This window comes from Paenibacillus sp. FSL H7-689 (assembly GCF_000517905.1).
In the GTDB taxonomy this organism is placed as follows: Bacteria; Bacillota; Bacilli; order Paenibacillales; family Paenibacillaceae; genus Paenibacillus; species Paenibacillus amylolyticus.
The window spans coordinates 142,340-168,421 of record NZ_ASPU01000055.1 but is presented as its reverse complement, the minus strand read 5'-3'; the positions used below and the strand labels follow the sequence as shown (position 1 = coordinate 168,421).

Annotated in this window: 8 protein-coding genes; 7 read left to right on the top strand and 1 reads right to left on the bottom strand. The window is 46.9% G+C overall.

Annotated features, from left to right (window positions below; translation table 11 throughout):
* Positions 1-18: 18 nt before the first annotated feature.
* Positions 19-444 (bottom strand): Rrf2 family transcriptional regulator, encoded by a 426-nt coding sequence (locus C170_RS24795; RefSeq protein ID WP_036615217.1) that lies wholly within the window; start codon positions 442-444, stop codon positions 19-21.
* 423 nt (positions 445-867) lie between these two features.
* Here C170_RS24795 and C170_RS24790 point away from each other — a divergent pair, with 423 nt between their 5' ends.
* From C170_RS24790 to C170_RS24760, 7 genes are all read left to right on the top strand, one after another.
* Entirely contained in the window at positions 868-1,344 is a 477-nt protein-coding gene (locus C170_RS24790) for a DUF6790 family protein (RefSeq protein ID WP_026080959.1), read from the top strand.
* Positions 1,345-1,407: 63 nt separating this feature from the next.
* Positions 1,408-18,186, top strand: a complete 16,779-nt coding sequence (locus tag C170_RS24785) for a hybrid non-ribosomal peptide synthetase/type I polyketide synthase (RefSeq protein ID WP_036615212.1) — start codon at positions 1,408-1,410, stop codon at positions 18,184-18,186.
* Complete coding sequence (locus tag C170_RS24780) at positions 18,176-22,375, top strand: beta-ketoacyl synthase N-terminal-like domain-containing protein (RefSeq protein WP_036615210.1); 4,200 nt, start codon at positions 18,176-18,178, stop codon at positions 22,373-22,375. Before C170_RS24785 ends, C170_RS24780 begins: the two co-directional genes overlap by 11 nt.
* Positions 22,372-22,629, top strand: a complete 258-nt coding sequence (locus C170_RS24775; RefSeq protein WP_036615207.1) for an acyl carrier protein — start codon at positions 22,372-22,374, stop codon at positions 22,627-22,629. Before C170_RS24780 ends, C170_RS24775 begins: the two co-directional genes overlap by 4 nt.
* Complete coding sequence (locus C170_RS24770) at positions 22,626-23,777, top strand: acyl-CoA dehydrogenase family protein (RefSeq protein ID WP_036615204.1); 1,152 nt, start codon at positions 22,626-22,628, stop codon at positions 23,775-23,777. Before C170_RS24775 ends, C170_RS24770 begins: the two co-directional genes overlap by 4 nt.
* Positions 23,774-24,754 carry an ACP S-malonyltransferase gene (locus C170_RS30250; RefSeq protein WP_051447380.1) on the top strand — a complete coding sequence of 327 codons (981 nt, stop codon included), beginning with the start codon at positions 23,774-23,776 and terminating at the stop codon, positions 24,752-24,754. The genes C170_RS24770 and C170_RS30250 overlap by 4 nt, the downstream gene beginning before the upstream one ends.
* The gene (locus C170_RS24760; protein ID WP_036615202.1) at positions 24,751-26,070 is read left to right on the top strand and encodes an aspartate aminotransferase family protein; all 1,320 of its coding nucleotides are present in this window, start codon (positions 24,751-24,753) and stop codon (positions 26,068-26,070) included. The genes C170_RS30250 and C170_RS24760 overlap by 4 nt, the downstream gene beginning before the upstream one ends.
* The last annotated feature ends 12 nt before the right edge of the window (positions 26,071-26,082 follow it).

The window sequence follows — 26,082 nt, the reverse complement described above, 5'->3', positions numbered from 1 at the left end:
AGCTCATTATGAGCTTTTTTATTCAGAGACATGAATCTGATCCATCATCTGTTGTATGGTTACACGATTCAAGCGCTGTTCCATGGCTGTCTGAGCCTCAATGAGTTCGGCACGCAAGGTGTGTTCAATCATGTTGCCGACCGGACATTTCGGATTCGGATGTTTGTGAAAGTTAAACAATTCCCCATCCTCCACCACCTCAAGCGCTCGATATACATCAAGAAGGGTAATGTCGGCTGGATCTTTCAACAAGGAAGCACCACCCACACCGGGTCTGACGTCAATCAGTCCAGCCTGTTTCAACTTGGACATAATCCGCCGAATAATCACGGGATTTGTATTCACACTCTGCGCAATCACATCTCCGGTGCATTCATTGGGAATAACAGCGATCAGGGACAGGGTATGAACCGCAATGGAAAAGCGACTGCTGATTTGTCTCATGGGATAATCACCACCGTTGTAACTATAATAGTTACAAAAAGATCGGATGTCAATTCCTTTAGATTATATTTTAATGGATAGTTGCTGTTGTTCTGTAATCGTAGATGATCAAACAGATGATAATTGAACTATCAGCTATGTCAAATAAATGAGTTGTGGTTCTTTTGAAGCGTTAAAAAAGAAGTAGGTTTCAAACCTTTTAATGTAATAATAGGGCTAAATTCCTATTATTTTCAAGTTAAATGGAACTATATGGTTTTCTTGTTTGCGTACAGAAGAAGAAAAATGACAAAAGCTTCGACAAACTAGAAAATTATGTATGAATTGACAAATGTAAAAGCGATTATATAATGTGTTTAACTACAAGATTGTACATTTAGTTACAAATGATTCCAAATAACAAACGGCGGGAGTGGGACAGGCATGTGGTTTTTAGTTCTATGGTTGTTAGGTCTAATTTCAGGGGGAGTACACCTATATGTGTTAGGTTTTCCCGGGGAAATGAGCGAGATTAGCAGGGTGTTGCTGCTTCATCAGTTTGTGGTTACGTTTGGATTGGTTGGAGTGATTGGTTATGTTGTCAACATTGCCAGAGCGGATCAGACAGCCAAAATGTTAGGATGGCCTGGTGGACCATTTCAGGTTAAATATGGTTTTTCCCAGGTAGGGCTTGGAGTTATGGGGATTATGGCCATCTGGTTCCAAGGGAACTTTTGGGTTGGTGTATTGGTAACGATGTACATATACGGATTAAGTGGTCTTTGGTCACATACTTATGTCATGATTAAAAATCGCAAGGCAGATGGAGACAGTATCGGGAATCTCATTATGGATGTGGTGTATCAAACGTTTATCACGGTTCTCTCCGTATTGGCTGGTGGAATCTGGGTAATGCACTAAGCTGTAACTGATTTTTTGCCTTACACAGCTTGAATCTCAATTAAACGATGAGGTGTGGTCGTGATGGTACAAAAAACCGTTGAACTTTCCGAAACACAAAAGGGAATCTATTTTGATTGTCAGGTGAATGATCCCACTTCGTATAACATCTCAGTTTCAATGCAATTTGATCATCTTCAAATGGAGATATTTCGCCAATCCATCGAATTGCTTATGTATGAGCAAGTGGTGCTGCGTACTCGGATTGAGATTCAAAATGATGTACCTGTGTTATCCGTTCATGAAGATATGGATTATTCACTTGCCTTGTGGGACCTAAGTAGCGAGAATCAGGAGAATCCAAAGGAACAACAGTTAGTAGCACTGGTGGATGAATGCATCGGGACACCTTTTGAGCTGGAGAAAGGTCCTCTGTTCCGTATAATGATTGTTCAGATGGATAAAAGCCGATATATTCTGACCTTATGTATTCATCATTTAATATGTGATGGCTTGTCGCTTGAACTGATGAAAAACAAACTTATCCAGTCATATACGTGTCTTCTTGAAGATCAGCCTGTGGATGTCAAGCTGGATGAAGGATTCATCTCTTATGTTGAGGCAGAGAACAAGAAACTGCACGAAAACAAGTACTCCAAAGAGCGGGAATACTGGTTGAACAAAATGAAGGGAGTGGAACCTCTTTCTCTAAAGCACGACTTTCCAGCAGGTTCTGTACAAGAAGGGATTGGTCATGAACTGCGATTTGATATTTCGGAATCGTTAATGGCTGATATTACACAGATGTCCAAAGATAATGAAGTAACCGTTTTTATGTTCTTTATGGGTGCCTTTGGCATTCTTATGAGTAAATATGTCGGTACAGACGATATCACCTTTGCCTCCCCATATTCTCATCGTCCCGGTATGGACTTGGAAGAAACGATTGGATGTTTTGTCCATATGTTGCCTATGCGATTCCATATTGACCTCGAATCAACTCTAAAACCTCTGCTGCAACAAGTAGCCACAACCTGGATGGATACGTACAGGAACATCGGATATCCCAATAACCTCATTGTCAGAGACAGCATGTTACAGGCTCAACCCGGATCACCATCGTTGTTTGATATCTCCTTTGTTTACGATTCCTATGAGGAAGATATCCTCGGAACTCGTATTCTGGATCAGGATAAGGTTACGTTTCCAGGAGATCTAATGGTGGTGTTGAGTCGTTTACCGCAAGGTGCTCAGTTGAAGCTGCAATATAAACCGAGCTTGTTCCGTGAAGATTCAATGGAGCGAATGGGCCAACGATTTCTATACTTGCTGAATCAACTAGTAACCAATTCTGATCAAAAAATCAGTGAATTCAGCCTCCTGATGCAGGATGAGAAAGAAAACCTACTGTACCGATTCAATCAAACTTCTTATTTTCCCTACACTCCACAACATATTATGGATATATTTCACGATAAAGTAGCACGTTTCCCGGAGCGGGTAGCTCTAATGGAAGGGAAACAGCATCAGACCTATGCGCAGGTCAACGCAAAAGCGAATCAATTGGCTAGGCAGATCGTTGCGAGTAAAAAAAGTGATAACGCGGCAGTTGGCGTGCAGATGCCACGTTCCTCGGATATGGTCATTGCCCTATTGGCTGTATTAAAAGCCGGATGTGCTTTTGTACCTGTAGACCCTTCCTATCCTTTGTCCAGAAAGGCCTATATTATATCGGATGCAGACATATCCATAGTGCTGGCTATGCAGCCCGAAAAAGATGACGAGACTCTGGATGTCCAGTACATCTACGTTGAGGGCGATCAGGCCTATACGGGGGATGTCTCAAACCTCGAAGAGGCGCTGAATCCGCATAGCCTTGCCTATATCATGTACACGTCCGGATCAACAGGCAAGCCAAAAGGAGTCATGGTTGAAAATCATAGCGTAGTCAATACACTGCTTGATCTGGAGCGTCGTTTTCCAATGCAGGCGCAGGATGTTTACTTGCTGAAAACAGCATATACCTTTGATGTGTCGGCCACGGAACTTTTTGGCTGGTTCATGGGTGAAGGCGCACTAAGTATTCTTGAGCCTGGAGCAGAAAAAGACCCTTCTCGTATTGTGTCTACGGTGGCATCACATAGGGTTACGCACATCAACTTTGTTCCAACGTTATTCCGTCTTTTTCTGGAAACGATGGAGCTTCGCTCCGAACTGTCAGCATTGAAAACGCTGAAATGGATGTTTGTTGGCGGAGAGGCAGTTACACCAGACATCATTGAGAAATTTAACAGGTTAGGCATTAGAGCAAGTCTTGAAAATGTTTATGGTCCAACCGAATGCACCATATGGGTTTCTCATTATCCGTTAAGCCATTACGAAGGCTTGGGCAATGTACCGATTGGCTACCCGCTCAATGAGTCCAGATGGTATGTCGTCGGAAATCATGATGAGCTTCAGCCGTTAGGTATTCCAGGGGAGCTTTGTCTTAGCGGTGTTGGGCTTGCACGTGGATATCTGAATCTGGAACAGATGACCCGAGAGAAGTTTGTCCCTAATCCTTTCTTTCAAGAAGGACAGGACGCAGAGCATTTCAGGTACATGTACCGCACAGGTGATCTGGTACGTTCACTCCCAAGCGGTACGATCGAATATCTGGGACGTATTGATTTTCAGGTTAAAATTCAGGGAGCCAGACTGGAGACAGGCGAAATTGAGAATACCCTGTCATCCTATCCAGGTGTCATTCAGACCGTGGTAGTCATGAAATCATTTGAAGGTAGGTCCGGCTTGCTGTATGCCTACTATCTGTCAGAGCAGGAGCTGCCTTCTGTCGAATTGAGAGAGCATCTGTCTCGTTTGTTACCGGCATATATGATACCATCCGTTTTTGTACATAAATCCGAATTTCCATTGAATAGCAGTGGGAAGATTGACCGGAAGGCACTCATGGCAGATATCACGCATGCTCACGCTTCCAGTACGTTCTATACCGCCCCGTCTTCTGAGCTTGAGAAGGTTATAGCCGAAGTGTGGGCCGAAGTGCTCGGTGTTGAGAGAGTAGGGCGCGATGACCATTTCTTTGAATTGGGCGGAAATTCATTTTCTGTCATTCAGGCTCACAATAAACTTAAGCATTATACCGATGTGGAGTTCCCTGTGCCTCGTTTTTTCGAATGCCCGACATTGCGTCAATTTGCCGCACTGGGTCCGAAAGATGAGGGAGTTCGGATACCGACTGAAAGGGAACAATTGTTTCAACGAAAAGATGGCATTATGCGTGAGGACATTGCAATTGTGGGCATGGCGGTGAATGTGCCGGGTGCTGAGGATATAAGGGAGTTCTGGAGTAACCTTGTTGAACGGCGGGAAAGTATTCACTTTTATAGTGATGATGAATTGAGGGAACTTGGCGTGGAGGAAGCACTGCTGCGTTCACCTCGTTATGTCAAGGCAAAAGGACGTGCCAACGGCATCGATGAGTTTGATGCAGGGTTCTTTGACTATACTCCCGGTGAAGCCAAAATGATGTCTCCCCAATTCAGACTTTTGTATCAGGGAATATGGGAAGCGCTGGAGGATGCAGGCTGCAGACCGGATGAAGCGGGTAAGGTGGGTGTGTTCCTTGGCGGGTCCGATGACTTCGAATGGTACCGTCAAGTGCTTTTTAACGATGCTAACTATAGCAGTAAATACGAAGCATTCACCCTCAGCACCAATCATTTTCTCGCTACCCGAATGGCTTATAAGCTGAACTTAAAAGGGCCGGCCTATACCGCTCTGACGGGATGTTCTACTTCATTGGTTACACCTCATCTGGCATGTCAATCTTTGATCGTTGGAGAATGTGATGTGGCCGTGGCTGGTGGAATTACCGTGGAGTTGCCCAATGAAGGGGGTTACATATTTGAGGATGGCATGATGTTTTCCACAGATGGACACTGTCGTCCATTTGATGCGGCAGCCAGTGGAACCGTCTTCTCCAATGGTATGGGAATTGTGGTGCTGAAGCGGGTAACCGATGCTCTGCGGGATGGAGATCATATCTACGGGGTCATCAAAGGCTCAGCAATTAACAATGACGGACAAGAAAAACTCAGTTTTCTTGCTCCTAGCGTAAGCGGACAGGCTGAAGTCATTCAGGATGCTTATAAGGTAGCCGGAGTAGACCCGGAAACGGTGAGTTATATCGAAGCACATGGTACGGGAACGTTGCTTGGTGATCCAATTGAAGTAAACTCGTTAACTCGGGCCTTTGCTTCCGACCAAAAGCAATTTTGTTATCTTGGTTCGGTTAAAGGCAATGTGGGACATATGGATACAGCCGCAGGTGTGGTTGGTTTAATCAAGGTAGCGCTCAGTCTTGGACAAGGTTATATCCCTGGAACAGCGAATTATGAGCAACCTAATCCCAAAATTGATTTTTTGAATACGCCTTTTAAAGTTAATGCACAAGGGGTGGACTGGAAACAGGGCAATGTTGGAGTCATGCGCGCAGGAATCAATTCATTTGGTGTGGGGGGCACGAATGCTCACATGGTATTGGAGGAGGCTCCCGAGATGGAGAAGTGCAGTCCGGATGATGACGTAAATATATTGCTTTTTTCCGCCAAAACAGAGTACTCGCTGAACCGCACCGCTGAACGGATTATGGAACATCTGACTCAGCAGTCGAATCAATCTGTATCGAACGCAGCGTGGACCTTGCAGTCAGGTAGATCTGTTTTTGCGTATCGTAAGGCACTCATTCTGGATAAGACATGGAAGGATAATCCGGACAAGCTGATACAGCAGCTGGGAAAAGCACGCGTATACCATTCGGCTCAAGGCACTCGTCCCGTATACTTTATGTTCCCCGGACAGGGCAGTCAGTATCAGGGAATGGGTGCAGAACTATACAGATCTACAGAGCAAGCAGGCCTGGCTCCAATCTTCAGAAGTTATATTCAGGAAATATTGGACCTTCTGCCTGCGGAAGAACGAGAAGATATGCTGTCTGTTGTATACGGGGATCAGCACCCTGAGCGAATAAACCAGACGGAGTACAGCCAATTCGCACTGTTCATGACAAGTTATGCGCTGGCCAAGTCGCTGTTGGATCTGGGCATCAAGCCAGATGGCATGATCGGGCATAGCATTGGTGAATTGGCTGCCGCAGCGGTAGCGGGTGTGTTCGAACTCGGAGATGCTGTCAAGTTAGTTCGACTTCGCGGACGTCTGATGCAGCAACAACAACCCGGGGTTATGCTTGCCATTATGGCGGATGCACAGCAGGTGAAGTCACAACTGGAGGAAGACATGTGGCTTGCCCTGGTGAATACTACAGGTTCCAGTGTGATTGGTGGGACAGCTGAAGCCATTTCACGGATGGAAGCCAAGGCTGAAGGACTGGGCTGGAAGTGCATTCGTGTGAAGACTTCCCATGCATTCCATACGCCAATGATGAATCAGGCTGCCGAGGAATTTAGACGTTATTTAGCAGAGCATTCACTTCATACGCCACAGATCCCATTACTGTCCAACACCAGTGGAACATGGGCGCTTGGAGATGAAATCACACAACCTGACTATTGGTCCCGTCATATTTTACAGCCGGTGTTGTTTGAATCAAACCTGGCTGAAGTGTTAAAGGATGAACGGGCTGTATTAATTGAAGTAGGTGCAGGACGAACGCTAAGCTCCTTTGCCAGACAGCACAGTCTATCAAGAGATTCCCAGACGGTACTGAATATGCTACGTCACGTAAGGGAGACGGAGCAGGACAGTATCTATGTGAACCGCAGACTTGCGGAGTTATGGTGCGAAGGCATTGAACCGGACTGGAAGGTGCTCAAAGGGCAGACGGTACGACGCAAATGCTCTCTGCCTACTTATGTTTTCAACAAACAATCCTATCCTGTGGGTGTTTCTCTTTCTGGCTCATCAGCAGTGGAAGGAATGGGTACCGGGGATGATAGGCAGCATGCAGATCTGGGTAAGGGAAGTGGCTCTACTCTAGTAAAAGGGACAGTTTATACTGGTGGTTCAGACCAACTGAAACAGATTGTCCTGGACGCATATCGAACGATTTTTGGCATCGATGATCTAGATGAAAAGGTTAATTTCTTTGCGGTTGGAGGAGATTCTCTCAAAGCAGTCAGCTTGTCTGCATGGATCCGGTCCCATTTAGGAATTCAGCCTGAGGTAGCAGATATTTTCAATCATTCAACGCCTATTCAACTGGCGGAGCATCTCTATGTCATAGCGAAACCAAAAGTGGACCAACAGATAATTCAATCTGCACCCACTATGGACGCTTATCCAATCTCTTCTGCACAGATGCGTATGTTCACACAGGCGATGCTTGATCCAGGCAATACGGCATACAACCTACCGTCTGCAACCATTATTGAAGGTGAATTGGACCGTATAAGAGTTGAGGTTGCTTTGCAGAAGTTGATGCAGCATCATGAGGCGCTCAGAACATCGTTTGAGATACGGGGTGGTCAGATCGTTCAGATTATCCAACCTTCGGTTCGCTTAAGTATGGGCTATGCAGAGCAGCATGTGGCAGATGACCAAGATTTGCCTGCGATGATTGAGACATTGATTCGTCCTTTTGATCTGGGGAGTGCTCCGCTTATGCGGGTTGAACTGATTAAGATAGGCGAGCGCAAGCATCTGTTATTCTTTGATATTCACCATATTATCGCGGATGGTACATCTGTCGAAATCATTACTCGTGACTTCAATGATTTATATTTTGGCAAAGAGCATGCAGTCCGATTGCAGTACAAAGATTACGCGGTATGGCAGCAGCAACGTCTCGCTTCACAGGAATACATTTCACATCAAACGTACTGGCTGGACCATCTTGGCCCTTCTTTACCTGTGCTGGAGCTTCCACTTGACCATGAGCGTCCATCACAGCGATCCATGCAAGGGGGACGTCTCCATTTCACGTTGAATCGTTCGTTAACACAACACTTGCACGAGCTGGCTTCCTCATCGGAAGCATCCATGTATATGGTAATGCTAAGTGTGTGGAATCTTCTTCTCGCACACCGCTCAGGTCAGCAGGACATTGTGGTAGGAACGCCTGTTGCAGGAAGGATGCAAGAGGAGTGGAAAGAGACGGTAGGCATGTTTGTCAATATGATTGCGATGCGGAATTTTCCAACGTTTGATCGTACGTATACTGATTTTTTACGCGAACTTAAACAACATACACTGGATGCTTTTGCGTATCAGGAGTATCCGTTTAATGAGCTTGTGGCACAACTGGGCGTGACACGTGAGTTGAACCGAAATCCGGTATTTGATGTTTGTTTTGATTATCAGAACATGGATTTGCATGGACTTGAACTTCATGGCTTGCAATTCAGTTCTTTTCCGGTGGAGACGGGTACGTCTACTTATGATCTGTTAATGACCTGTCAAGAAAACAGGGAGAAGCAGGTGATTGAAGGATATATCGAATACTCGCTGGATCTGTTCCGCCGGGACACAGTTGAAGGTATGATGCAGGAGTTTATCGGACTCTGCCAAGAGGTTGTACAACAGCCCAATCTGTCTCTGAGTGAACTGTTTGAGAGAAACGAACGTTCTCATGAGCACCCAGTCCATCGTCTTGCTGGTCCACGTCTGGATTACACTCCTGCGGTGGGTCTGCATCGGCTGTTCGAGCTGCAGGCAGAACACACACCAGACAAGAAAGCTCTCCTTGTATCATCCGGAGCCTCTTTTACCTACAGGGAGCTTAATGAAAAAGCTAATACGCTGGCTTGGAAGCTGATTGATCAAGGTGTGCGCCGGGATGAACCTGTAGGCATATTATCCAGACGAGATGAATCGTTGATCATTATGCTATTGGCGGTGCTGAAAGCTGGGGCGGCTTATGTGCCTCTGGACCCTGCTTTTCCGCCACAGCGCATCGTGAATATGATTGAAGACAGCCGAATGAACGTATTGCTGTGTACGCCTGATGCAGAAGGCACAGTGACTTTTAGTGGAGAGCGATTTGTGTATGATCCAACTTCCCAGGATGTGCGCGCATCCGTTAACCCGGACATAAGCTTCCTGTCTTCGGACCTGTCCTGTGTGATTTTCACCTCAGGATCAACCGGTCGTCCCAAAGGGGTCATGATTACTCATGAGGCGATGGTCAATTTTGTTGAGGACATCAGGCACCGACATATTTTTGCACATGAGACAGATCGCATCATCAGTGTAACGACCATATCTTTTGATATTTTCGGATTTGAAGTGTGGACACCATTATGCACCGGGTATTCGCTGTATCTGGCCAATGAGCAGGAGCAGCTTGACCCGGCTCTTGCTTCACGTCGAATACGTGAACATGGTATTACGCACATTCTTAGCACGGTCTCACGTATTAAGGCATTTGTCGAAAATCCAGAATTCGCTCATGCGTTGGGCAATCTGCGGTGTGTTCTTACCGGAGGGGAAAATGTCCCTGTGGGACTCCTCACCGATCTGAAGCGGCTTACGCCCGCTCGAGTCTTTAACATGTATGGACCAACGGAAACTACGATCTGGTCAACGACCAAAGAATTGAATGACACAGCTGCGATTACGATTGGCAAGCCCATTACCAATACAGAGATTTATATTCTGAATGATGAAGGTGAAATACTGCCACCTGGAAGTTATGGAGAGCTGTGCATTGCAGGAAAAGGATTATCCCGCGGTTATCTGCACAACGCTGCTGAGACCGATGCCCGATTCATTGCAAACTCCAATGTTTTGGGAGGCCGTTTGTACCGAACTGGCGATCTGGCCCGTATACTGCCGGATGGGGATGTTGAGTTAATGGGACGGTTAGATCAGCAGGTGAAGATTCGTGGCTACCGGATTGAACTGAACGAGATTGAGCAGGCAGCGATGAATTATGAACGTGTAAGAGAAGCTGTCGTTAAGGTAGAAGGGGCCGAGTCACATTCATTGCAATTAATCCTTTTCTACAGTCTGAAGCCTGGGATTGGGCCTTCCGTTATGGGGGATGAAGACGTACAGCTTCGGACCTGGTTAAAGCAGCGGCTTCCACAGTACATGATGCCTTCTCGCTTGATTCGTCTGGAAAATCTGCCTGTGCTGCCTAATGGCAAACTGAATCGCAATGCCCTTCGTCTGGCTGATTTTGAAACGGCAGAGAGGGATAACCCGGCTCTGGTTTATGGCTCATCGATTCAAGGAATGGAGCGGGCAAAAGTTGATCTGGAGCAGATGCTCATTGCAACGTGGAAGGAAATATTGAATCTGGATACGGTTAATATCCATGATCACTTTTTTGACATCGGAGGCAACTCGCTGGGGCTTATTCTGATCAATAATCGGCTGAATGCCTATCTGGATAAAAGCGTTCCGCTGGTGCAATTGTTTGAGCATTCCTCCATTGCATCACTGGTTAATCATCTGGTGGCTGAGCAGATGCTGCCGACAGTTACACAACAGGTGGAAGAGGAGAGCGGGCATATCACTTCGGTTGGATATCCTGTTACGAACCCGGACCCGACAACAGCTCCAAAAGAGTATGTGAGGAGCACAGTTGAACACAGCAAAGTGGAGCAGAGCAGACCGGAACAGAGTATCCCGTCTGCTTCAGAACACAGTAGCAGAATTTCTTCTTCGTCGGATATCGCAGTTATTGGCATGGCAGGGCATTTTCCCGGCTCAAGAAATATTGAGGAGTTCTGGGATAACCTAATGGCAGGTAAGGACGGTATTACCCGTCTGAATGAGGAGGATCTAACCGCTTCGGGTGTACGACCGGAAGACTTCAAACATCCCGATTATGTACGGGCCAAAGGTGTACTGCAAGACACTGAGTATTTTGACTCCGGATTTTTCGAATATCCGCATCAGGAATCCAACATGATGGATCCGCAAATCCGGCTGCTGCATCAGTGCTCATGGGAGGCGCTTGAGCATGCCGGGTGTGATCCTTACAGTTATGAGGGATCTATAGGATTGTTTGCCGGAAGTGGACTGAGCTTACCATGGATGGTGCAATTTCTCGGTCGCTCCGGTAATTTGTTACAGGCTTTTGAAGCCATGACTTTAAATGAAAAGGACTATATTACAACCCGAGTATCTCACAAATTAAATCTGAGAGGGCCGAGTATGGCAGTCCAGACCGCATGTTCAACTTCTTTGGTCGCTATCCACCAAGCTGCTGAATCATTGATTCGGGGAGAGTGTGATGTGGCACTTGCGGGAGGTGTCTCTATCTCCTATCCGCTCAAAGAAGGTTATCACTGGCATGAAGGCATGATTTATTCAAAGGATGGTCATTGCAGACCGTTTGATGAGCAGGCATCTGGTACGGTGTCTGGTAATGGATGCGGAATGGTTGTGCTCAAGTCACTCCGCGACGCGCAGAGAGATGGAGATCATATCTATGCAGTCATTAAAGGTTCAGCGATTAATAATGATGGCATGGACAAAATTGGATATACGGCACCGAGTGTGGCCGGGCAGGTCAAGGTTATTCAATCAGCCCTGCATCGTTCGGGAGTGTCTCCAAAAGAGATCTCCTATCTGGAGGCGCATGGAACAGGAACCAAACTGGGGGACCCGATTGAAATCGAAGCGCTCAGGCAGTCATGGGGAACAGATCGTAGAAATTATTGTGCTCTAGGTTCTGTGAAAGCCAACATTGGGCATCTTGATGCGGCAGCAGGTGTCGCCGGTTTTATTAAAACCGTACTGACGCTTTACCACCGGGTGGTTCCGCCACAGATTCACATGAATCGGACGAATCCGATGTTGGAGCTGGAGCATAGTCCCTTCTATATCAACAAGGAGCCACAGCCATTAGAAGACGCGAAGCGTATCCTGCGAGCAGGTGTCAGTTCGTTTGGGATCGGGGGGACCAATGCTCACGTCATTCTGGAGCAACCGCCCGTCCAAGAGAGCCAAGCCAAGTATGAATCTTTGCTTCTGCTGCCCTTCTCGGCCAAGAGTGAATCTGCGCTGGAACGCACGTACGATTCGGTTCTACAGGCGATCCATGCATTGCCGGAGCAGTTGTCCAATGCTGCGTGGACGCTACAGAAGGGAAGAAGCAGATTCATTCATCGTAAAGCGCTGATCGTTGTAGATGGTTATATTCCGCCAAGCGAGCAGTCTGTAGAGTTCGAGACACAGGCAAGTGTGATGAATGGGAAGCCTAAGGTCATGTTTTATCTCAGCGGAAATGCAAGTTGGGAAGCTCGCAAGATTCGGGAACTATATGCTTCTGTGTATCGCAGTCAGGTCTCAGAGATATTCAAACAGCACTTTGAAGAGATACTGAACCTCTTTGAGTCCAAGGAACAGTATGCCATTCGCCAAGGCATAGGGCGATCGTTAACTGATTCAAGGCTTGAGCGCATGCAGTGCTTTGTTGTGCAATATGCTCTTTATAAAACCGTGATGCAGCTTGGTGTCAAGCCAGATGCTGTCTGTGGACAAGGCGTTGGCGAACTCGTGGGGTTGGTTATTAGTGATGCACTTGATCCAGTACATGCCGTGGGGCTTCTATACAATCTGGAGCATTGGTCACTAGAAGAAGGAGCATTGTCAGATGCTTTGACAGGAAGGATGACAGATGCAACTGTAACAGATCTTGCGTCGAGTATTGCACCACTGTTATCTCCAAATTTCCTGTTTACGCTGCTAAATCGCAAGAGGCTTTCTGAATCTGCTGGGCATACGCTGTGGATCGTTTCGAATCAGCTGCAGGATACAGAACAAACAGCCCCGGATTCATTTTCAGAGCCAAACATCATTGCTCTTACTGGAGATCGTCAGAGCTTGCTTGAGGCAGACGTGTATTTAATGAAAGTACTTGCTTTTTGCTGGTGCTCTGGCATGGAGTTGGATTGGGAACAGTTAAACGGAACGGGCCGTAGGCAAAAAATCTCCCTGCCGACGTATTCCTTTGATCCCATTGTTCATCAACATGATGTTGCGTTGTATCAGCTTGCAGGTATGTCGCAGGTTGCAGCGGGTTCTATCGCAACATTAGACCAATCTCCATCCGGGAAAGTCAGGGTTCAACGGACTGATGATGAGATAAGGCATGTATTATCGCAATTGTGGCAGGAGTTGCTTGGTAATGGAGCAGTCGGCCTTGAAGATGATTTCTTTGAGCTTGGAGGTCATTCATTAAAAGCGATTTCCTTGACGTCGAGGATTAAAGAAATGTTTGGATTAAATTTGGGGCTGGAAGAGGTTTTTGATCATTCTGTATTTGAACACATGGTTCAATGGATTGCTGAACATCAGGTTACAAGTGACTCTGATTCAGTGGACCCAATCTTGCCTGTAACTAAGAAAGAGAAATACAAGACCACTTCTGCACAGCGAAGAATGTATGTGGTGCATGAGTGGATGAAAGGTGAGAGTACGGCATACAATCTCGCCAGCTCTTATAGGGTAAGGGGAAAACTTGACCCTACGCAATTCAGATTAATAATGGATGCACTGGTAGAGAGACATGAAGCATTCCGTACCAGATTTGAAATGATTGATGGTGATCTTTTCCAAATTGTGGAGGATCAGGTTCCAAGCGTGGTGGAGTTGCTGGAATTAGAAACGGCAGGGTTAGAACAGGTCATGGAATGGATCAAGCCTTTTGATCTGACCAGCGCACCATTGGTTCGTGTTAAGCTCATTCGCCTTTCTCAAGAGGAACACATCTTATTCATCGACATGCATCATATCATTTCGGATCAGAGTTCCATTGCTATCCTGATGCAGGATTTTGCTCGCATGTACAGAGGAGAAACATTGCAATCTCTTGATATTCAGTATAAGGATTATGCGGAATGGCGTGATGAAGCTACGTCACATGGACAATCTGTTAAAGACGCCGATTTTTGGATACGGGAATTCGAGGACATGCCTGCACCGGTTGAATTGCTTACAGACTTCCCAAGACATGGCGCGTCATCCTACAGCGGAGACAGACGTTCCATTGAACTTGGTGAGTCGTTAAGCACACAGGTCAATGACTTCTGTACTCAACAAGGGCTTACACCCTATATGTTGTTTATGGCAACTTTGAATCTATTAATCTGGAAGTATACGGGTCAAGACGACTTGGTCGTTGGTACAGCGGTTGCGGGGCGTGAGAAGCCAGAACTCAATAACGTTATGGGTATGTTCGTGAACATGCTTGCCATTCGCACCAGCATGGACAGAGAATGCTCCACAGAGGCGTATTTGAATGAGATGCGAGGCAAGCTGTTATCCTGTTATGAGCATCAACAATATCCTTATGAAGCACTGGTGGAACAACTTGGTCTATTCGGTGATTTAAGCCGCAACCCCTTATTTGATGTGGTGCTAAATTACATTAATATGGGAACCGATGATCCTGAAGCCGGGGAACTGATGCTTGAACCATGGGTCGAAGGTAAGGTGGATGCCAAATTTGATCTGACTTGGACACTGGTCGAACATAAACAATGTTACACGGTTGAACTTGACTATCGCTCAGATTTGTTTAAAGCCGAGTCCATGGAACTGATGCTGGATAAATTCCGGTATATCCTGTCTCAGATCACAACAGGGGATACTGAACGAATTGGTCAGATTAAGATCACTACACCGGAGGAAGAGGAATGGCTGCTGTACGGAGTCAACGATAATGCCGCCCAGTATCCGCGAGATGCGACCATTTCCCAATTATTCGAGGAACAAGTTCATGTGCATGCACAGAAGACAGCATTGGTCTGGGAAGACGGTGAATGGAGCTATGCGGATCTGTTTGAACGTGTTCAGTGGCTGGCGTTCAGATTGCTTGGACAAGGGGTGAAATCAGGCTCCAGTATTGCTCTCATTCTGGACCGTGGACCGAACCAGATGATCAGTATTCTTGCTACACTCCAAGTGGGTTGCAGTTATGTCCCGATCGACCCGGCTTCGCCGCCATCGAGAATTGAATTTATTTTGCAAGATTGCGATGCGGCTGTGTTATTGACTGAAACGGCTTATGCCTCCACATGGCAATCTGTAGTTCCTTGTATCGTGCCGGCAGATGAACTGGCAGCATTTGATTCAGGAGACATGCAGGAGCCCGTTGAAAATATGAACAAGACCGCTCTTGACCCGGCTTATATCATTTATACATCAGGGTCAACAGGAACCCCAAAAGGGACTGTGATGAGTCATCGCAATGTGACCAAAGTCATGAAAAATAGTAATTTTGTCACCGTCGTGCCAGAGGATCGTATCCTGCAAATTTCTAATTATGCGTTTGACGGTTCCATTTTCGATATTTTTGCTTCATTAATAAATGGCGCTACTCTTGTATTAATCTCAAAAGAGACCATTTTGGATATGGCTCGTTTGGCCGATGTCATCCAACAGCAACGGATTTCAGTATTTTATATTCCAACATCCTTGTTTAATATGCTGGTGGATTGGGATGCTGATTGCTTGAAGAATGTGCGTAGAGTGATGTTTGGTGGTGAAGCTGCATCGGTGAGTCATGCCAACAAAGCGCTTGCATGCGTGGGGCCGGGCAGGCTGTTAAATGGATATGGGCCAACGGAAGCAACCTTTTTTGCCTCCTACCACTTATTACAGCAAACAGAGCCTTATACTGGCTCACTGCCCATAGGTTACCCCCTGTCTAACACAGCTTTGTATGTTCTGGATGATGAGCTGAAGCCTGTGCCACCCAACGTTCCAGGGGAACTGTATATCAGTGGGGATGCGGTAGGTATTGGATATCTTAACCGTGAGGATCTTACCCGAAAACACTTTCTTGATGATCCCTTCCGCAAGGGAGAACGAATGTATCGGACAGGTGACATCGTCAAACGTCTGGCTGACGGCAGTCTGATTTTTATTGAACGTTCGGATTTCCAGGTCAAAATTAGAGGTTTCCGCATTGAGTTATCGGAGATAGGCAATTGCATGGAGCGTCTTTCGGGAGTTCGTGATGCCTTTGTCATGACAGCTACAGAACCATCAGGAAGTCTATACATTGCCGCTTTTTATACAACCGATACTGGAGCAGATGCTGAGTATATTCGAAGAGAACTTCACCAGCAGCTGCCAGAGTACATGGTGCCTGCACGAATTATTCGAATGGATCATCTTCCGATTAATGCCAATGGCAAAGTGGACCGAAGGGCATTGTCCGAGCATTTGGTTGAAGAGCAGCAGAGGTCTCTGGAAGTGAGTTCACCTCGGACAAAAACAGAGCGTGTCATTCTTGCCGCCATGCGACAGATCCTGGGTAATCCAGGCATTGGTGTGGAAGATCACTTCTTTCAAAATGGGGGGCATTCGCTCAAAGCGATTGCATTCACTCAAATTTTGGCAAAAGAAGGAATTGCCATCAATGTGAACGAATTATTCCAATATCCGACAGTTAGAGGACTTGCCAAATTGGTAGACATTAATCCTCCGGCGTCAGTTTGGTCCGAAGATAGCCTGCATATTCAGTCCCCGATAGTCATACCACAGGACATAACACTTCATGAGAAACAACTGGACAGCCTGGTCCTGCATGTCTTAAACAGCTGCAATCAGGTTTCATCTTTTATGGCGGGCATGACCCCTATGGGTCAATTCCCACTATCTCCAATTCAACAAGCACATGCTTCTACGACTTCACGAGCAAGCGGATTTACAACAACCCTGGAAGGCGAATTGAATGAACAAGCTGTAAAACACCTGATTCTTGGGGTTATATCCCGGCATCAGTTGCTGCACAGCATGATATATGAGGAAGAACAATTGTATTGGCATCCATGTGATATGTCGTTAGCGGCGGACATGCTGCAACAGCTTATCCCATATCTTGATATTCGTCATTATGCTTTGGCTACGATTGAGCAGTTGGAGTACAAACTGGTTCAGTCTCTGTTACACAAAACGTATACGTTGAAGGAACTACCTTGGCGTCTGTGTATTTTGCGTACAGGAGCCACAGAGCATAAGCTGATTTGGAGTTTTGATCACCTTGCGTTTGATGGTATGAGTGCCCAGATCATCAAGCAGCAACTTGAATCGAAGGCATTATATAGACCGCAAGGTATAGAGATCGAGAGTGATCTTCTGTACCAAGTACGAAATTATGAGGATTATGTAAATTTTCTGTCTCAAGGCCCCATAGGGGTATCAGAAGATGAAATGGAGAAACAATTTTCGCTTCAGGCATGGAATAGATGTAACACCATCGTCATGAACAAGTTGAAGGAAACAGAAATATTGTCGCCTTCAGCGATGACTGTTGAGTTGTCCCTTGCAGGGAAGGAGCCTGCAGATGTTTGGTGGACATGCTTTGAAAATTTTTCCAACATCATTGCGGCTTATCTGAACATAAGCCAATTGCCAATAGCCCTGGTGCATTACGGAAGGGAGTATGGCGAAGAATCCTACTATGATTATGTGGGAGAATTCCTTGATCTGATTCCAGTGCTGGTAGACAGTGAATTCACACAGGAAGATCTGTTGGAACGTCTGGAATTTACGAAGCGACACAGCATTAACTTTATGGCAATTACACATGATTCTTCCCTCTCGGCACAATATGATGGCATACAGGAACAATTGGGAACTGCCTACAGGCAAGCAGAACAGGAGCCGCGTCAGATGATTCTGTTTAATTATCAAGGCTTCATCTCCAGCAGCGAAGCGATCTCAATGTTGTCTCAGTCGTCGGATGACCAAGATTCGAATTCGGGACTCGCCCAATTCGAATGGGTTATTCGCTACGACGAAGAGTGTCTGTACGTACATCTGGCCTGTCAGGCTGGTCTGGACATCAAACGTATGAAACAGCTGATTGATGACAAGCTTGGTAGCGATGTGAGAGTGGTAGTTCACAATGAGGCAATGGAGGTGCAACATGTCCAGTAAATCCATACAGCGAGGACCCGAGCTGATTGTGCCAGAACATTATTCAACAGTGGCTGAGATGCTAATCTACATTGCAGATACTCATCCAGAAAAGGGAATGACCTATATCAGCTCTTCAGGTGACGAACAGTTTGAATCATATCCTGAATTACTGATGCAGGCGCGCAAGTACCTGCAGTCTCTTCAGGAGCAAGGCATTCAACAAGGACAGGTTGTTATTTTGGAAATTGACCAGTCACAGGAATTTTACCGTACATTTTGGGCTTGTATGCTGGGGGGCATTATTGTCGCCCCGGTCAGTCCTCCGGCTGCCTGGGAACCAGGCTCAGCCGGTCTGGAGAAATTCACGAAAGTGTGGGAGGTACTCGGGCGTCCAGTCGTTATCGTCGAGGAAGCCTACATGCCCAAGTATAAACAGCTTGCGGAAAGTCCGGTATTCAAAGGTCTTATGTTGATTAGCGTGAACCAGCTTCAAGCAGGCCAGCAGATGGCTGATCTATGCCCAACCTCTCCTGATGACATTGTGTTCCTGCAATTCTCATCAGGAAGCACGGGAATTCCCAAAGGTGTGCAGTTAACAAATCACAATATTATCGCCAACAGTATTGCATGCAAGACTTTTCTTGGAGCTGAAGAAGGAGATAATGTGTTTACCTGGTTGCCGCATACGCATGATATGGGGATATTTGGACAGCATCTGACACCCGTCCTGAGTGGAGCCAACATCATGGTGATGTCACCTTATACCTTCGTACGGTCGCCTTATCTGTTCTTGCGCAAGATTACGGAGCATCAGGGAAAATGGTTTTGCTGTACCAATTTCGGTTTCGAATGGATGGTTCAGAAGATCCCGGATTCCAAGCTCTCAACGCTTGATCTGTCTTCACTGCGTATGACCTTGAATGGTGCAGAGCCTATATCAACGTCTGTTATCGAGCGATTTGTCAAAAAATTCAGCTCTTGTGGCTATCGTTCCAATATGATGTTTCCTGCGTATGGCATGGCAGAAGCGACAGTAGGTGTATGTACCTCCAGACTGGGGGAAGAGCCGCGAATTGAACGTATTTCGCGTTCGCGGCTGGTGCAGGAAGGACTGGCTGTGCCAGTACAGCTGCCTAGCAGTGATAGCCATACTTCGGATGTGATCGAATTTGTTCATGAAGGATATCCCATGACAGGGATTCAGATCCGGATTGCGGATGAACAGGGGGAAGTGCTGGATGAACGGGTTGTTGGCGAAATCCAGATCCGTGGGGAATCGGTAACCTCCGGATATTACAGTCTCCCGGAGATCAATCGTGAAATGTATGTGGATGGGTGGCTTCGCACTGGAGACTTGGGTTATATGGCTGACGGCTCCCTAGTTGTAAGCGGACGAATCAAGGACATTGTGTTTATTCGGGGACAGAACCATTATGCGCATGATCTTGAAGAAATTTTGTACCAGAATAGCAGCATTCCGAGAGGGAATCTGACGGTAGTCGGGCACTTTAACAGCCTCAAACAAGTAGAGGAGCTGCTTGTATTTGTTAAATACAAATCGAGCGCTCCACAGTTTCTGGAGATACGACAGGATCTGATCCAACGTATGAGGGCTGGATTGGGTATTGAGATCACCCATGTTCTCCCAATCAAGGTTATTCCCAAAACGACGAGTGGCAAGGTTCAGCGCTTCATGCTGAGAAACGAATATGAGCGTGGAGTATTTACCAAGGACATCGAGGCCATTGAAGAGCTGATTCGCGAAAACACACAACAGCAAGGACACGAGACGGTTTCCACATCGTCTTTGGAATATACCGTACGTAAAGCCTGGGCCGAAATTCTTCAATTGCCCGCAGGAAAGATTGAGATGGATACTTCTTTTCTTGCACTTGGAGGCAATTCCATTCTCTCCTATCAATTACTTGACAAGCTGTCTGCACATATGGGACGTGAATTAGGACAAGAACTACTTGTTTTTTGCAGTACAGTACGTGAGATGGTGGAATATCTGCAGGAACTTCCAGCAGAAACGAAGGACTCTGAACAAGCTGAAACAACAGATAATCACCTGAATGTACATCGTGCTATTGCTATTACCGGACTGTCTCTACGTCTGCCTGATGCTGACACCCAAGAACAGTTCTGGAGCAATCTGGTTAACGGGTTAGATAGTGTTGACCGGGTTAGTTTAGAGCGTGCAAGACGTTCCAAGCAACCTGGTTGGGATGACTGGATTGGGGAACTGAAGCAACCGGATACGTTTGATCATGAGTTCTTTGAAATCCCGTCTGAACAAGCTGCATTTATGGATCCGCAACATCGGAAGCTGCTGGAAGTTGCTCATGAGGCGCTGGAGGATGCGGGTATGCTCGTGGATCATGAGGATAAGCGTGATGTGGGTGTGTATGTAGGGATTAACCCAAGCACATACTTCGATCTGGTAATTGATTATATGAACCGGAGTCTTGGAAAGGCTGTTCATTCTCACGCTATGGTAGGCAATATGTCCAATATTGCAGCGGCCTCCATTTCACACATGTACAATTTTACAGGCCCGGCACTGTCCATAGATACAGCATGTTCTTCTTTTCTGGTAGCACTGACACAAGCTGTGGCGGCCATTCAGGACAAGCGTATCTCTGGGGCAGTTGTAGGTGGAGCGAACATTTTGGCTACACCGCATGTTCATCAACTATCACGCAATGCTGGAATCTGTTCTTCCACTCAACATACGAAGGTATTTGACCGGGAAGCAGATGGTTCAGTCTTGGGAGAAGGTGCTGTTGTTGTATATCTGGAGCCGCTAACAGAGGCAATTCGCAACAATAAACATGTTTATGGTGTGATTCGCGGGACAGCGGTGAATAACGACGGATATTCCCTGGGCATTATGGCACCCAACCCTCAGGGGCAATATGAGGTACTCCGTGCCGCTTATCGCGACGCCAACCTAAACCCGAGCGAGATTTCTTATATTGAAGCACATGGATCGGGGACAAGGATTGGAGATCCAATTGAGGTGAATGCCTTGCTCCGACTGTTCCGGGAAAAGGGATATACAAGCGATAATTCGATTGGATTAGGTTCAGTCAAAACCAATATTGGTCATTTATTTGCAGCCTCCAGTGGAGCCAGTCTTGCCAAGGTTCTTCTCAGTATGCAGCATGGGGAACTGGCACCAAGTCTGCATATGGATAATCCGAATCCGGCCCTCCGACTGGAGCAATCGCCGTTCCATATCGTTAGCGAGCATAAAACGTGGGATGTACCTGAAGGAAAAACACGGAAGGCAGGCATCAGTTCATTTGGCCTGGGAGGTACGAATGCCCACATTGTGCTGGAAGAATGGAAAGCCCCTGTCCGTGCAGATGCCCCGGCACGCGGCCAGTTGTTAACGTTCTCTGCGAAATCAGAGCAGGCTTTAAAAAAGCTGATTGATAACACGGAGCAATATGTGAAGAAACATGCGGACCTGGCACTAGAGGATCTTTGTTTTACCCGGAACAGATATAGAAAACATTATCGGTATCGTGCAGCAGTAGCTGTCAGCTCAACCGGAGAGTGGAACATCGAAGAGATGGAATTTGGCTTCAAGCCTAGAAACCGAGCTGCTCGTGTCAATATTGTGGTTGGGGGGCATGAGATTCGCGGAGAAGATGAAGCTCAAGCTCGTAAGGTACTCAGGCCAGACGATTCTAATGAAGATACGGTATCAACCTTGAACTACTGGGTGACCTTGCTTGAGACACTTGTACGTCTGGTCCCTTCCATTCAAGAGATTCGAGGAATAGCTGCAGGAGAGGAACTTGTATCCAGTTTACATCTGGATGGCGAGGAACATCACAGCGCTCATGCAAGCCAATCCATTCCAGTGAACAACAGAGTGACGTTAGACAGTCTGCAAGACACACCTGGCAAGATGGCAAACGCCGACATTGTAATTATGATTGCTGCAGATCAGACAGAGCAGCAGCTTGAATACAGTGGCAAGGAGAGCTTCATCCGCTTGTCTGCCGAGCCGACACTTACCATGGAGGATCAGCTTGCTTTACTGCTGGGACAGCTTTATGTACGTGGTGCTGCGCTGGATTGGGAACAGTTACATCCGAATGGCTCTGGCCAGATCGTACATCTGCCAGCACACCCATTCGAGCCGTATGTACATTGGATAGATGTGAATCAGGGAACGGAGGTCATGATATGACAAAAGAAGAAATTGAGCTTTTTCTTAAAAGCGAGATTGCTGCAGCGTTGAATCAGGAGCCAGAGGACATCGATGAAGAGATGAATTTTCTGAAAATTGGCGTATCATCTGTGCAGGCGCTCAAGATCATTAACCGTGCGCGTAAGCATCTTCAAGTTGACATCAGTCCGGTTGCGTTGTTTGAATACAAAACAATTGCCGAATTCGCCACTTATCTCAATGAATCTCTTCTTCAAGAGGGGGTTGCCGAATGATTGAAGCGGATGTAGAGCAAGAGATCATTCATGAAGCTGAATTGTTTGCTGCCCGTGAAATTCGCCCTTATGCTCAACAGATTCAAGAGCAGCAAGCCATTCCCAGAACATTGATCCGTGCCATGGCTGAAAAAGGTTACTTGGCTGCCTCGATCCCGGCTGAATATGGCGGCATGGGTCTCGGCCCTAAGGCGTACGGGCTGTTGACTGAAGTATTTGGCAAGGCTCTTCCAGCCGTTCGCAGCTTGTTAACGGTACATACTTCACTTGTAAGTGAAACTTTGGTACGTTTCGGAACGCCTGAGCAAAAATCGTCCTGGCTGCCCAAGTTGGTGAAGGGAGAATGGATTGCTGCCTTTGGTCTGACTGAACCGGAAGTTGGTTCGGATGCCAAAAGTGTAAAGACCGAGTGGAGAGAAGAATCGGACTGTTATGTTTTAAATGGAAAAAAGAAGTGGATCACGTTTGGACATCTGGCAGATGTATTTATCATTATTGCCTCGAATCAGGGACGAAGCACTGCTTTTTGGGTCGAACGCCAGTTTGAGGGTGTACAGACCCAACCTATCGAAGGTGTCATGGTTGCGGGAGAGACAGGTATAGCTGAGATTGATCTCCATGAGGTGCGTGTACCAAAGAATCACATTATTGGACGTCTGAATGAAGGTTTTGAGTACATCGTAACCGGGGCGCTGGACCAGGGCAGATATAGCATTGCCTGGGCAGGGCTGGCGATTGCGCAGGAAGCGCTGGATGCCATGGTGACTTACTCAAGGAAGCGGAAGCAATTTGATCAGAAGCTGAGTCATTTTCAGCTGATTCGCGGCATGATTGGAGATGCGGTGACAAAAGTCCATGCAGCACGAGCATTATGTTTACGGGCAGCCGAGCTGAGAGAAGCCAAGGACCCGCAGGCCGCCATGGAAACAACGATCGCCAAATATTTTACGTCCAAAGTTGCTGTTGAAGTTGCAAGTGATGCGCTACAGGTTCATGGTGCGAACGGAATTAGTAACCAATATCCTGTTGCCAGGCTGTATAAGGAAGCCAAAATTCTGGAGATTATTGAAGGTTCTTCTCAGATGCAGCAGGAGATGATCTCGCATTACGGATTAAAAGCCTATTACAAGCGTGGCGGTAGCGTATGACGTTCTGTGCGCTATTTCCCGGCCAGGGAAGCCACTATATCGGAATGTGCAGCGAGTTGTTGGGCAGTGAGCCGGAGGCGAATCAGATCTTTGCAGAAGCGAGCGAGGTGATCGGATTTGATTTGAAGGCACTGGTTATGGAAGGGACCCTGGATCAATTGACGGTCTCTGAATATGCTCAGCCTGCTGTACTGACGGCAAGCTACGTTTTATTTGACTCATTTGTTCGCCGAACAGGAATGACTCCAGATTATGCAGTAGGTCACAGTTTGGGGGAGATTTCGGCTTTAGTAGCGGCGGGAGCACTGCGATTTGCTGATGGGATCCGTTTTACAGCTCAGCGTGGTGCGTTGATGCATCGCTCCATTCAGGAGCAAAAAGGAAGAGCGGGTATTGTTGTTGATGTAAACCAAGAAGCGCTTGAAGAATTAGTCGAGAATATTCGTCAGAACGAGTATGTGACGATCTCCGGTTATAATTCACCGGGACAGTTTGTCGTCGCAGGTACTGCGAAGGGTCTTCAACTGCTGGATGATCAGGTGGACGGCTACGGTGGGGAATTCATTCCTTTTCGCATGATGCCAATGAAGGCAGATGCACCTTATCATAGCGAGTTGATGCAGTTCATTCAGCCTGAGCTTGAAGAGATGCTTGCAGGGATTTCCTTCTCTGCACCGGTGTTTCCCATCTGCTCTACAGTACATGGGAAGTTCATTCGCGGAGCCGAGGACATTCCTAAGCTGCTGAGCAGCCAGCTTTTGCAACCCATTCGCTGGAATCAGGCATTGGCACGCGTTCAAAATCTGGGAGCGACGGTATGGATCGATATCGGTCCAGGCCAGAGCGTAAGAAATATGCTGGCTGAGAATAAGACCTTGCCTGCAGCCTATTCGCTGGATGATCCGCAAGATCGGTCCAGATTACTGGAGCGATATGAAGCAGTAAACCAGACAAGTGGGGGAGGCGATAAGGGATGATCACGGAGATGATGCAGTACAATCAGCGGGTGAAACAATGGCTGCCTGGCGGTGTGCACTATAATTTTCACCTTCCTTGGGAAGAGACGCCGCTCCATTTCAAGCATGCTTCCCGAAGCAGAGTGACGGACATGAACGGCAACGAGTATTTGGATTTATATGCCCGCTTTGGTGCCCTCATCGTTGGCCACGGCAACGAAGAGTATAACGAGTGTCTGAAGGATACCATTGACCGTGTTCTTTCCGTAAGTCATTGCGATCTGGATGCAGAGGCTCTGGAACTGATCCATCAATATGTACCCTCAGCAGAGATGATTCGTTTTGGGTTATCAGGCACGGAGATTGTCCAGAATGCACTTCGTCTTGCACGGGCGTGGACAGGCAAAAATCGCTTTGTACGTTTTGAAGGCCATTATCATGGCAATGCGGACAATATTATGGGTGGCAAGACTGCACGTACAGGTCTGCCTGTACCTTCAGACTATCCTGGTGACATGAAAGGAACAAAGGGGAGGGCAAGGGATGCCATGGAATCTCAATCCTACCTCTTGCCATGGAATGACGCAGCCCGTCTGGAGGAACTATTTCGTCAGTATGGAGACGACATTGCAGCAGTAATCATGGAGCCGGTTTGTGTAAATGGAGGCGGAGTCATGCCTGCTCCGGGTTATCTGCAAAAAGTTAGACAGTTATGTGATGAGTACCAGGTCGTGCTCATTTTTGATGAGATTATAACAGGTTTCCGTATGGGACTCGGTGGTGCCCAACAGTTATTCGGTGTAACGCCCGATCTGACTACACTTGGAAAGGCAATCGCGGGTGGCGGAGTTCCGGTGTCAGCCCTGGTTGGCCGAGCGGATATCATGAAGTTGCTTGTAGACAAAAAAGTAATTCATGCGGGTACGTTTAATGGCTATCCATTAGGTACAGCTGCTGTAAAAGCTACGCTGGAAATGTTGGGACGCAATGGAGGACAGGCGATGCACAGCATGAACCGCCACGCTGAGATGATGCATGACATACTCTGCCAGGAAGCAGCGAAGGTAGGTATGCCTTTAATTGTTCAGGGGCCGTCTGGCTGTGCTTCTTATCACTGCTGCACGGAGCCGCTTACGGATACGGCTGATTATACGTTTGAATTAATGTCTTTTGATATTTTGTTAAATAGCAAGCTTGCTGAGCACGGTGTTCTGGTATCTACGCTCTCGCGGATGTATCCGAATATCCTGCTTGATATGCAAGATGTTGCCTGGTTCGGTGAGCGTGTCCCTGCAGCACTTGCAGAAATGAAAGAGATCTACGACGAGCTGATCTAATGGTAGCTCAAT

What these genes read in the sequence shown, in the direction of transcription:
- C170_RS24795 (WP_036615217.1), bottom strand. Translation starts at nt 444, where the DNA reads ATGAGACAAATCAGCAGTCGCTTTTCCATTGCGGTTCATACCCTGTCC.
- C170_RS24790 (WP_026080959.1), top strand. Translation starts at nt 868, where the DNA reads ATGTGGTTTTTAGTTCTATGGTTGTTAGGTCTAATTTCAGGGGGAGTA.
- C170_RS24785 (WP_036615212.1), top strand. Translation starts at nt 1,408, where the DNA reads ATGGTACAAAAAACCGTTGAACTTTCCGAAACACAAAAGGGAATCTAT.
- C170_RS24780 (WP_036615210.1), top strand. Translation starts at nt 18,176, where the DNA reads ATGTCCAGTAAATCCATACAGCGAGGACCCGAGCTGATTGTGCCAGAA.
- C170_RS24775 (WP_036615207.1), top strand. Translation starts at nt 22,372, where the DNA reads ATGACAAAAGAAGAAATTGAGCTTTTTCTTAAAAGCGAGATTGCTGCA.
- C170_RS24770 (WP_036615204.1), top strand. Translation starts at nt 22,626, where the DNA reads ATGATTGAAGCGGATGTAGAGCAAGAGATCATTCATGAAGCTGAATTG.
- C170_RS30250 (WP_051447380.1), top strand. Translation starts at nt 23,774, where the DNA reads ATGACGTTCTGTGCGCTATTTCCCGGCCAGGGAAGCCACTATATCGGA.
- C170_RS24760 (WP_036615202.1), top strand. Translation starts at nt 24,751, where the DNA reads ATGATCACGGAGATGATGCAGTACAATCAGCGGGTGAAACAATGGCTG.